This window comes from bacterium (genome assembly GCA_021372535.1).
GTDB lineage: Bacteria > Latescibacterota > Latescibacteria > Latescibacterales > Latescibacteraceae > JAFGMP01.
On sequence record JAJFUH010000013.1, the window covers coordinates 1 to 12,239 of the forward strand.

Consider the following 12,239-nt stretch of genomic DNA (forward strand, 5'->3'; position numbering starts at 1 on the left):
GCCTCCGACTGACTTATCCTCCCAGACTCAACCTCTCCCACCACATGCAGCTTCAATACCTCCGTAAACCGCACTCCCATTCCCTCTTTCATCCTTGACTCCTTGTCCCTTCTTCTGTAAACTTATTTCAGGACAAGACACTATCATCCCCCTTTCTTTTTATAAGGGGGACACGGCGAAGCCGAGGGGGATCAATCATGTTAGCTGATTTAACTGGATAACCGGATATTTTCATGACTAGTCCCTGATAACCGTCTGCTTGTCAGCGTCCCACTTCATACCCCTGAAATAAACGTTGTGAAGCCCCGGCGAGGCGAAACCATCCCAAACGACCCGGTGCGTGCCGGGTCCGAGCTCGCCGTCCGCAAGAAGACGCCCGATAATCCTGCCCTCACGGTCGAGTATGTCCATATAAACGTGCTCACGTCCCGGCAGCGACGCTTCCCTGGCCATGCCGCCGTAATCATGGCTGTACGGTTCGCGTACAGGGAGAATGCGTTCGCCGGTGCGTTTTCCCGCCTTCCACGCCGCATAATCGAACGGCTCGTCGCAGAGGTGATAGGTGGGCTCATCCTGGCCTTTGTAATCGCGCTGCAGGTAGAGCGTTCTGAGCGGCGTGCGCGGGAGATCATCGAGTTTTGTCGGGACAGCCTTGCCGTTTTCCCAGAAATAGACCGGTATGTCGCGCGGGTCGAGGACATCGGATACGCCGCGTTCGATACCGATGTGAAACAGCCCGAAATTGCCCGGCTCGTGGCCTGCCATCCAGTGCGTGATGATATCTATCCTGAAAGGATCGAGGCCGAAAATCAGCACGTTGCTCATGAAATCCCTCGAGGTGTATCCTTTGGGGCTTTTTTCGTGGGGTCCCGCGCCGAAACCGTTGCCATCCATGCCGTAAATGCCCTCGACGATATGGAGCCCTTTCGGTGAGACGCTGAACGAGTCGATCATGCGCTCGACCCACTGCTCCTGCCAGATACCGTCGCTGTATCCGCTGCCTGAACGCCATCCGGGTGCGGACTTGTCCCAGCGTGGTATGCCTGCGCGGACATGGCGGTCGTAAAGCTCCTCGATATGTTTTTCGAAATCCTTTTTGAGAAAATTCCCGTATTTATCGCCCGCATTTCTGCGGAGCTGGTCGTACGGCGTACAGAACTGCCTGAACATACCGGGACACAGGCCCTGGAGATTCTTGACCGTGGCGGTGATTCCCATCGAGTGAGCCTTTAACTTGGCAAGGTTCACGAGGAATGTTTCCGGCTCGCCGTACGGAGTGGTATGCCCCATCGTATCGAACACGACGCCATCGGGGATTTTCTTGAAGCGGATCGCGCCATCCGGAACCTGCCAGTAGTGTTTGTTGTAATCCTCGATGTTCACTCCGTTTTTTTGAGCCAGAGCCTTGAAATCCAGCGTTTTGAATACGCTGACGAGGTCATCGGCGGCATTGGCGTAGTATTTCTGCGGTCCCGCATCCATCATGCCGAGTATCCATCCCTCGATGAAATTGGGATCGGTGTTTTCGCCGAGGAGGTCGTCGACATGCTGGATACCGTGCCAGTTGTGCTTTACCGTAACGAGTGTCGAGAGGGGAAATCCGCCGTTTCCGGTTTTCACGATGAGTTCACGGGCGAGTTTCTGCCCTTCGGCGCGGATGCCGTTCTCGTCTTTTTTTGATTCAATCTTCGTCCGGACGATAAAGACTGCTTCGGGATGAGACCTGACAAACGGATGGATATCGAACCCCTGCTGCGCCGGAGAAGTGCTGTTCTGTACGGCATGAGACACACCACTGCCGAGCAGACCTATCACGCCGGCTGAATTTCGGATAAAATCTCTTCTTCTCACACAGTTCCTCTTTTCATGCATATCTTTTCGACGCACCGGTATTCGAAAAGTTCTTGTACATTTCCCGGATAGTTCCTGATAAGTTTACGAATTCCCCGCTTTATTGTCAAAAAAAATATGTCCTGTGCGATTATCTTGTCAAATTCAGACGCTGTCGTTCTAAAAAAGAATCGCTTTATATTGACTCTGGTTCACACGCATGGTACATTTAATCGAAAGACTTCCTCTCAGCTTGATGTGGGTAGTATTTTACGTAGATTTTTGGTAAACCCGGTTTGTTATCAATCGAGAAGACTGTTTGTATCAAACCGGCAGCCATTGCTCTTTCAACGTACAGGATAACGTAATTGCAGAAGCCTTTTTCGGGAATTCCCGGGGGGCGAATCGTTTCGATCGATGCTCTCCGCGGTTTCGACATGTTCTTGATAATCGGCGGGGGAACGGTGATCAGCGGTTTCCTGTCATTGTCCGGCTCCCCTGCTGCACAGGCGATTCAGCATCAGATGCACCACCCCGAATGGTCAGGCTTTACCGCGTGGGACCTCATTTTCCCGCTTTTTCTGTTCATCGTCGGCGCGGCTCTTCCGTTTTCCCTGTCGAAGCGGATTGAGCGGGGCGAATCACGGAAAACGCTCTTTTTCCATGTCCTGAAGCGGGCGCTCGTACTGTACTTCTTCGGGATGCTCATCGAAGCCGGACGTATCGATGAACTCGGTGGACTGCGTTATACCGGCGTTCTTCACCGCATTGCAGTCTGCTACCTTTTTGCCTCGGTCATAGTCATGAACACGGGCATTCGTGGTCAGGCGGCCTGGGCCGGATCGCTCATTGTCGGATACTGGATCGCCATGACATGGATACCCGTTCCCGGTCACGGCGCAGGGATTTTCACCCCGGAAGGCAACCTTGCGAGCTATATCGACCGTCACTTTCTCCCCGGCGCGCTCCGTCAGGAGCTGATTGACAATGAGGGCATCCTGAGCACGTTCCCGGCGGTGGGGACAACCCTGCTCGGTGTGCTGAGCGGGCACTGGCTCAGATCGCCGCTCACCGGAAACCGAAAGGTCGCCGGGCTCTGCATCGCCGGAATTGCAGGCATTGTTCTGGGACTCCTGTGGAACATGGTTTTCCCCATCAACAAGCTTATCTGGACGAGCTCCTTTGTTGCCCTCACCGGGGGGATGAGCATGATTCTTCTCGCGGTCTTTTACTGGCTGATCGATGTCCGGGGATACCGTACATGGGCCTTCCCGTTCGTGGTCATCGGGATGAACGCCCTGACCATCTATGTGGCGGGAGCGCTCTTCGATTTCGGGAGGATCGTCACCGTATTCACCTACGAATTCGCCGACAATCTCGGAAATCTGAAGCCTCTGTTCGAGGAATGCAGTGTCCTTGCCGTAAAATGGCTGTTTCTCTATTACCTCTACAGGAAAAAGATATTTCTGAAGGCATGACATTCGGTTATTGCATCGGTGGTTAAATGTAAAAACGACTTATACATGACCTTTTAAAATCACAGACATGTTCAATTCTGCAGAAAATCCCTCTTAATAAGGGGGATGTCCGAAGGACAGGGGGATCAAATATCTCAACTGGTTATGAAGATCCCCCTTTAATCCCCCCTTATCGAAGGGGGGACAAAAAAAGTGCATATATTCGAAGCAAGCTTAATCAGAAATGTCACTGTTTAATCACCGGAGCAATATAACAGCTGTCCCAGCCTCAACAAGGAAAAATTCATGCGAACATACACAATCTCCGGCGCTCTCTGTCTGGTTACCGCGCTCCTTGTGATCTCGTGCGGACGTGAGCGCCCGGGCGGACAGATCGTTATTATGCGGGCTCCCGCCGGAAACGCCCGCACGAACCGTGATACGACCGGAACAACCGTACTCCCGAACGGACGGCTGATAAAACCCGCCGGACGGACGATTGTGGTCGCGCCCCATCCTTTCGGGCTTGCGCTTTCCCCGGACGGACACACCGCGGTAACCGCGAACAGTTCGTTCAGCCCCCACGCCATCACGCTCATACACGACATCGACAGCGAATCACCCTCGATCGTTGGCAAAGAAAACAGCGAGGACTCCGATATACTGTCCGCTTCCTTCATGGGGCTCGTTTTCTCCCCGGACGGGAGAAAGCTGTACGTTTCCGGCGGTGACAAGGGCATCATCGCGGATGTCGATCCCGCAACGGGCAAGGTTGTGCGAACGGTTTCGGTCAATACGAAATTTCGGGGGGCCGAATACCATGATTCGTACCTCGGTGACATGGCGCTGTCCCCGGATGGTTCGGTGCTGTATGTGGTCGATCAGGCAAATTTCAGGCTTGTATCCCTCGATACCGGAACCCTCACCGTCATCGACAGCGTCCCTGTCGGCCGTTATCCGTTCGGTCTTGCGGTCACTCCCGACGGTTTACGGGCATATGTTGCCAATGTGGGCATGTTCGAGTATTCGATGATTCCCGGATTCAAGGCTGATAAACCGGAAAGCACCGGTATCAGTTTCCCCGCGTTCGGCTACAACACGCCCGAAATGATTACCGGAACAACCGTCGAGGGTAAAAATGTCCCCGGTCTTGGCGATCCGAACGATCCGGCGGCGATGTCAGTCTGGGCCGTCGACCTTTCGGATAAAGGGAAGGGCAAGGTTACGGCGCGCATCAAAACGGGATTCCTCGTGGGTGAAGAAATCGAAGGCATCCCCGCAGTCGGCGGCGCAAGCCCCAACTCGCTTGTGACGGACGGCAGGTTTGTTTATGTCTCGAACGGGACGAACGACACCGTGACCGTAATCGATGCATCCGCGGATACGCTGATTACGGATATAGCGTTTACACCCGACAGACGGCTTGAAAATCTGAAGGGAGCTATCCCATTCGGTCTGGCCCTTAAGCATGACGGATCGAGGCTTTATGTCGCGCTCGCTGGCATCAATGCGGTCGGCGTCGTCGATACCCGTACCCGCACGATCATCGGCTGTATACCGGCCTGCTGGTTTCCCTCGAAGCTCTGCCTTTCGCCGGATGACGCCACGCTCTATATCGCCTGCGCCAAGGGATTCGGCTCCGGACCGAACGGCGGCCCCGAATTTCCCACGGGAAGGCCGTCATACATCGGGCGCAACATGTTCGGCACGGTTTCGGCGGTGAATGTGGCGGACGAACATACACTCGACTCGTCGACACAAACGGTTATCGACAATAATTTTGTTTTCGAAACCACATCGCGCAAAGATATTCCCGGCCCGAAAAACCGTAATCCTGTCCCGCCCGCCCGCGGACTCTATGCAAGCCCCATCAGGCATGTCGTATTCATCACCAAGGAAAACCGTACATTCGATGAGGTATTCGGCGCCCTCGACACGGTAAACGGTCTTCCCGAACTCGCCCGTTTCGGACGGCCGCGAACGGTTATCAGCAATGACAGCACAAGAGTCGCCGACAATGTCACGGTCATGCCGAACCACCTCAGGCTTGCACGGGCATTCGGGCTTTCGGACAACTTCTATTGCGACTCCGATGTCTCCGCGGACGGTCACCGTTGGATGGTGGGAACGTATCCCAACGAATGGGTCGAAACATCGACCGCCAATTCCTATTCGGGAACACGGCGGTTTATCCCCGAATCGACCGCACCCGGACGACGCGCCATGGTCGGATCATCCGGCGCCATATACCCCGAGGATTACAACGAAGAAGGCGCAATCTGGGATCATTTTGTCAGAAACGGCCGCGAGTTTTATAATTTCGGCCTCGGGTACGAATTCGCCGGGAGCGATTATATGACATCGAAGTATACCGGGGTGATGATTTCGATCAATTACCCGGTGCCCGAGCCGCTCATGACACGGACGAGCAGGAAATTCGCAACCTATAATACCAATGTCCCCGACCAGTTCCGCGTGGACAATTTCATCAGAGAATTCGACGAACGGTGGTTAACGGGGAATGAAACGCTCCCTCCCGTGCTGACCATGATGCTTCCCAACGACCACGGCGCCGGGGAACGGCCAAAGGACGGCTACCCGTTCATGGAAAGCTACATGGCCGATAACGATCTTGCCCTTGGCCGGGTAATCGAGTTTCTGAGCCATACACGGTACTGGAAGGAGATGGCGGTGTTCGTGACCGAAGACGATCCCCAGGGCGGTGTCGATCATGTCGATGCGCACCGGAGCATTCTCCTTGTCATCAGTCCCTATGCAAAACGGGGTCATGTATCGGCAGTCCACGCCTCGTTCGCAAGCATCATCAAAACCATGGAACTGATTCTCGACATCCCGTTTCTCAACCAGTATGACGCCGGGGCGAACGACCTTTCGGACTTCTTCACTCCTGTGCCTGATTTTACGGCGTATACAGCCGTTCCGGTGGACAGGCGTATCTTCGACCCTGAAAAGGCGCTCGATCCACTCGATGCGGAATTCGACTGGAAAGGATTCGGCGACTATCCGACGATCGACGATCCGGCGGTCATGGAAAAATGGTCACGGCAGGAAGACAGAAAACGCGATTCGGACAGAAAGTAAGGGCATGATCTGTCATTCGATCCGATTCATTCACATGAATCACACCGGAGCATAGATACACAGTTTTCCCTGAAGATGTCCTGGTGCAATGGAACTTTAAAGCTATTGTCCGGCAATTACGAGATCATTTCTCTCGATCACCCGGTAACCATGTCGCGAATGATCGGCTTATCAGTCTGTCTTATAGTCTGCATCGTTTCTTTATCGATATATACAATATTATTCCACCCTAATAATCCGAGAGGGACGCCATGAAAGCTCGTATCGGCTTTACATCGCTTCTCATTGTATCGCTGCTGTTTGTTTCGTTTATACCGGTCCCCTTTGCCGCTGAACTCTCCCAGCCGACGTACAAGGTCATCGAGGAACTGGATGTCAAGGTGACAATGCGGGATGGCATACGTCTTTCGACAAACATCTATCGGCCGGATGCCGAAGGAAAATTCCCTGTTCTATTGACTCGCACACCCTATGGAAACGGCGGTGCGGGCAATGGAGGCGGCCATTACTGGGCTGAGCGGGGATATGTGACAATTATCCAGGATACCCGGGGAAGGTTCGAGTCCGAGGGGCTGTTCTATCCGGTTGTTTTCGAAGCGGACGACGGGCTCGACACACAGAGGTGGGTCTCGGAGCAACCGTGGTGCAACGGTAAAATCGGCACGTTTGGAGGGTCATATGTCGGTATGACACAGTGGATGCCGGCGCTCAAAGGGTCGCAGTACGTTACGGCGATGTTCACTACGGTCCCCTATACCGAGAACTATACGGTCGCTTTCCAGAACGGGGCTTTAAGACAACGGCTGTTTACCGAGTGGTATACGATGATGACCGCGCCGTATAACATCGATTCCAAAGACTTCATGAATACTGCAAGCGACAGGGTCGACCGGTTTCTTCCGCGTATAGACCAGGATACGCAGACCGGATGGCGTCTGCCGTATACCCGTGATGTCCTCGGCCATCCCGAGGATGATTCCTACTGGGAGCCGATCAGGTTCGAAGGACATTACCGGAATATCCGCTCTGCAATTTATATTGTAGCCGGATGGTATGATCTGTTCACCGGCCAGAACCTGAAAAACTATAGGGAGATGACAGCACCCGCAATCCCCGGGGATATCCGCTCGAAGCAAAGAATTATTGTCGGCCCGTGGGGACATGGGACATGGAGCGGCAGCAAAATCGGCGATCTGGATTTCGGCAGCGACGCTGTCCCCGATATGAACGGGCTGATGCTGCGATGGTTCGATTATCACCTCAAGGGGATCAATACAGGGATTATGGACGATCCGCCGGTCCGGATTTTTGTCATGGGCGACAACATCTGGCGCTTCGAGAAGGAGTGGCCGCTCGCCCGGACAAAGTTCACACGCTATTACTTTCACGGCAATGGAAGCGCCAACACGAAGGACGGCGACGGTGTGCTGGCCCTCAAGGTCCCCGGCAACGAACCCCCGGATCGTTTCCTGTACGATCCCGACGATCCCGTTCCCTCGGCGCCGGACAGCGGCACATTCAGCGATTTCAGATATTATCCGACCGATCACGGCGCGCTCGAAGAACGTAACGACATCCTGGTGTATACCACCCCCCCGCTGCAAAAAGATACCGAAGTCACCGGCCCCGTCGAGGTCATTCTCAATGCGGCCAGCTCTGCGGTCAATACCGATTTCACGGGGAAGCTCCTCGATGTCTATCCTGACGGGAAGGCGATCTATCTCTGCGACGGCATCATCCGCGCCAGTTTCCGTGATGGGCCGACGAATACCTCCGCAATCGAGCCCGGCAGGGTTTACGAATATCATTTGGATCTCTGGGCAACGAGCAATGTCTTCAAAAAAGGGCACCGTATTCGTGTGGAAATTTCGAGCAGCAATTTCCCCCGTTTCGACCGGAACCTGAATACCGGCAAAAACTTCGCCACCGAAACGGAATGGGTGAAAGCGGAGCAGACAGTCTATCACGATGCACACAATCCGTCGTGTATCGTGCTGCCGATAATACCCCGGTAAATGACAGGAAAATCGGGGCGAGCGCCAGAGAAGGAATTCAGGCTTGACATCACTGCATCGAAACGCTAATATGATCAATAAAAATAAACGATAGGAGGTGTATTATCGCTACCGTACTGATTACCGGTGGTGCCGGTTTTCTCGGTTCTCATCTTGCCGAAGCCCATCTCAAGCGCGGCGACAAGGTCATCATCGTTGACCTGATTTCAAAGGAGAACGACTATAAAATTGCGCACCTCCTCAATAACAAAAATCTGAAGATGTACCGCGGCAGCATCACCGACAAGGACCTCATCGACAAGGTCGTATGGGAGTGCGATCTGTGCTATCACTTTGCCGCGCTTGTGGGGGTTCAGCATTATGTCGCCAATCCCCATGATGTTATCGATGTCAATGTGAACGGCACGATGCTGGTGATGAACCTCGCGTACAAGTATGAAAAAAAGATGGTTTTTGCCTCCACGAGCGAAGTATACGGACGGTCGCTCGATATACCGTTCAGCGAGGACGGCGATCGTGTTCTCGGCCCTACCAAGATTGACCGCTGGTGTTATTCCACATCGAAGGCCATCGGAGAACACTATGCATTCGCCCTTGCCCAGAAGGGACTCCGCATGGTTATCCTCAGATTCTTCAATGTGTACGGGCCGAGGCTCGATTCCATCGAATCGGGGAGAGTCGCATCGATTTTCATCGGGCAGCTTCTCAGAAACAAACCGCTCACGGTTATCGGGGATGGCGCGCAGACACGGTGTTATACCTACATCGACGATGCGATTCGCGGAATAATCATGGCGGCTGAAAATCCCGCCGCCGAGGGGGAAGTCCTGAATCTGGGCACCGATGTCGAGACATCGGTAATGGAGCTTGCCCGGCTCCTTGTCGGGCTGTACGGCAAGGGCGAGATCGTTTCCATCACTCATGAAGAAATGTACGGGCTGAGTTACGAAGACATTCCCCGCAGAGTGCCCGATGTCAGCAAAGCAAAAAAATTACTGGGATTCGAGGCCACCACGCCAATCCATGAAGGCATGAAAAAAACCCTGGACTGGTTTATCCGTTATTTTGAATCGCATGAAAAACACGTTTAACGTACGTTCCGACATCCTGCCGTTCAGCAGACCTTTCTTCGATCATCGGGAAGAGGAAGCTGTTCTCAGGGTTTTACGATCCGGCTGGATTACTACCGGCCCCGAAACCGCCGCGTTCGAAGAAGAATTCAGGTCGATGGTCGGGGCCCGTTATGCAGCCGCTGTAACATCGGGTACCGCCGGCTTATATATCACGCTGAAAAGTCTGGGCATCGGTCCCGGGGACGAAGTGATCGTTCCGTCTCTCACCTGGCCCGCAACGGCGAATGTGGTCGAGACAGCCGGGGCAACAACGGTCTTCTGTGATGTCGATTATGATACGGTCTGCGCGACCGCCGAAACCATCGCGCCTAAAATCACCGGCAGAACCCGGGCGGTGATCGTCGTCCACTTCGGTGGGCTTGCCTGCGATCTCGATCCGATTCTCGATCTCGCGGGGAACAGGAATATCACGGTTATCGAGGACGCGGCTCATGCGGCAGGAGCACAGTACAAGGGCGTTCCCATTGGCCGTCCTCACGGCGCCGTTGCCTGTTTCAGCATGCACCCCATCAAAAACATAACCTCGGCCGAAGGCGGGATGCTTACCTGTCATGACGGAGAATTGTACAGGCGGATAGGCCTTCATAAATTCCACGGCATTTCCCGCGACGCATGGAAACGGTACGGCGGGGACGACCTGCCGCTGTACGACCTTGAATTTCCGGCGCTCAAGTTCAATCTCCCCGATATCCTCAGCGCCATAGGACGTGTCCAGCTTTCCAAACTCGAAACATCCAACCGGCGGAGGCGGGAGCTTGCCGAGATGTATCTCGAGCAGTTCTCCGGAGTGTCAGAACTCGATCTTCCCGCCACCGGCTCTTGTCCTGATGAACATGCATGGCATCTTTTTCCGGTCAAGGTCAACGAAAGCTCCGGTCTGAGCAGAAATGAATTCATGAGACGTCTGCTGGAAAGAAATGTACGGACCGGCCTCCATTTCCTTGCCGTACACACCCTGAAGTATTATCTTGAAAAATATCATGTGCCGGATTGTAAAAACGCCGAAAAGATCGGCGACCGTATTCTCTCGTTGCCGCTGTTTCCGGGAATGAGCGACAGTGATGTACGGTACGTGTGCGCGGCGGTCATGGATTGTTTCGGGAAATGAGAGCATGAACAGATCAGGACTTGAAAAAGCCCGCCAGACACTGCCCGATGAAGATTACCCTTTTCCACGGTATGTCATCGTCGAGCCGACGAATATCTGTAACCTGAACTGCATTATGTGTCCCTCATCCTCACAGACACGGCCCCGTGGAATCATGGAGCTCGCCCTCTTCAAAAAAATTATCGACGAGATCGTGGAAAAAAGTCCCGGGACATATATCTGGCCCGCCATCATGGGCGAGGCGCTCATGGCCGGGGATCGGTTCTTTGAAATGATGGAATATGCGGCGGCAAAGGGAGCACGGATCGTGCTGAATACCAATGCCGTGTTATTCACGGAACAGACCATCGACCGCATCGGTAAACTGAACCTTACGGAAATAATAGTCGGGATCGATGCATTTACCCGTGAGACCTACGACAAAATCCGGTGCGGGGGTGATTTCGACCGTGTCGTATCGAACGTGCGGAAGATGCTTGCGCAGCGGTGGGAACATACGAGAGTAACCGTACAGTTCATCGTGCAGGAACTCAACGAGCATGAGGAAAAAGCATTCAGGTCCTTCTGGCTTGACCGGGGCGCGGCGGTGAAAATCCGTCAGAAACTCGGCTGGGGCAGGGGTGTCGAAGCCGCAAACCTGATCATTCCCCAGGAAGCCCGCGATATGCCGTGCCCCTGGCTCCTGCGAACGCTCAGTATCCACTGGGACGGCACCATCGTGCAGTGTGACGGCGACTGGAACGCCGAGCATCCGGCGGGAACTATCCGTAACGAGTCGATAGAATCTGTCTGGAAAAACGAGCTTGCCAGACGCCGCGCCCGTCACCGCGCCCTCGATTTTGACTTCGAACCCTGCTCGAAGTGCGACGACTGGCAGGCGGGATTGTCCGATTTTTATTTCCCGGACGATCCCGGACTCCCCGCCGTGCAGCGTGAACCCATAGGAGCCCGCGCATGAACGATAACAAAACACCGGAAAACACCCCCCATGATTCGGCCATCATGCAGGGCGGCATAGTCCGTCTCCGGGCCATCGGCCACCATGACCTCGACATGCTGAGGATATGGGTCAACAGCGAAAGTGTCCGTAAGGGGCTTAACAAGATAATGCCGGTCACCCCCGAAGGGCACGAGATGTGGTTCGAAAACCTGAAAACGGACAAAAACAAGGTGGGTTTCGCCATCGAAGCCGTCGAAAACAACCGTCTGGCGGGCGCGGTTTTCATCAATGAAATCGATCCGTACAACAGGCGGGCTATGATCACGATTTTTATCGGCGATGAGAGCGAGCGAGGCAGAGGGTACGGCGGCGAGGCGGTGAAACTTGCAGTCCGGTACGGATTCAACTTCCTGAATCTCAACAGGATAGGCCTGCTTGTCGCTGTTGACAATATCGCTGCTGTCCGCTGTTATGAGGGATGCGGATTCAAGCAGGAAGGAATAGCGAGGAGTTATTTCTACTTCGACGGCGTCTACCGCGATGTGGTGAGCATGGCGGTTCTCCGCGACGAATTTGGAGAGCCGACATAGCCCGATCTGATAGAACGCGGATTGAATTTTCGTACCTGACCGATGTGACAATGTAGGGGTAATT

The 12,239-nt window shown here is 54.1% G+C and carries 8 protein-coding genes; 7 read left to right on the top strand and 1 reads right to left on the bottom strand.

Going from position 1 to position 12,239, the window contains the following annotated elements:
* Positions 1-237: 237 nt before the first annotated feature.
* Positions 238-1,851: a DUF362 domain-containing protein gene (locus tag LLG96_01105; protein ID MCE5248795.1), complete on the bottom strand. Its 1,614-nt coding sequence runs from the start codon at positions 1,849-1,851 to the stop codon at positions 238-240.
* A gap of 347 nt (positions 1,852-2,198) precedes the next feature.
* Between LLG96_01105 and LLG96_01110 the strand changes: the two genes are divergently transcribed.
* The 7 genes from LLG96_01110 (at position 2,199) to LLG96_01140 (ending at position 12,175) form a co-directional block, all read left to right on the top strand.
* A complete protein-coding gene (locus tag LLG96_01110) occupies positions 2,199-3,308 on the top strand; it encodes a DUF5009 domain-containing protein (GenBank protein ID MCE5248796.1) in 1,110 nt (369 codons plus the stop codon).
* A 285-nt stretch (positions 3,309-3,593) separates the two neighbouring features.
* A complete protein-coding gene (locus LLG96_01115; GenBank protein ID MCE5248797.1) occupies positions 3,594-6,389 on the top strand; it encodes a hypothetical protein in 2,796 nt (931 codons plus the stop codon).
* A 251-nt stretch (positions 6,390-6,640) separates the two neighbouring features.
* The gene (locus tag LLG96_01120; GenBank protein ID MCE5248798.1) at positions 6,641-8,404 is read left to right on the top strand and encodes a CocE/NonD family hydrolase; all 1,764 of its coding nucleotides are present in this window, start codon (positions 6,641-6,643) and stop codon (positions 8,402-8,404) included.
* Between the two features lie 119 nt (positions 8,405-8,523).
* Positions 8,524-9,495, top strand: coding sequence for a GDP-mannose 4,6-dehydratase (locus LLG96_01125; GenBank protein MCE5248799.1), 972 nt, complete (start codon positions 8,524-8,526; stop codon positions 9,493-9,495).
* Positions 9,479-10,645, top strand: coding sequence for an aminotransferase class I/II-fold pyridoxal phosphate-dependent enzyme (locus tag LLG96_01130; protein ID MCE5248800.1), 1,167 nt, complete (start codon positions 9,479-9,481; stop codon positions 10,643-10,645). Before LLG96_01125 ends, LLG96_01130 begins: the two co-directional genes overlap by 17 nt.
* A gap of 4 nt (positions 10,646-10,649) precedes the next feature.
* Positions 10,650-11,603 (top strand): radical SAM protein, encoded by a 954-nt coding sequence (locus LLG96_01135; GenBank protein ID MCE5248801.1) that lies wholly within the window; start codon positions 10,650-10,652, stop codon positions 11,601-11,603.
* On the top strand, positions 11,600-12,175 hold the full coding sequence (locus LLG96_01140) for a GNAT family N-acetyltransferase (protein MCE5248802.1): 576 nt from the start codon (positions 11,600-11,602) through the stop codon (positions 12,173-12,175). The genes LLG96_01135 and LLG96_01140 overlap by 4 nt, the downstream gene beginning before the upstream one ends.
* Positions 12,176-12,239 lie beyond the last annotated feature (64 nt).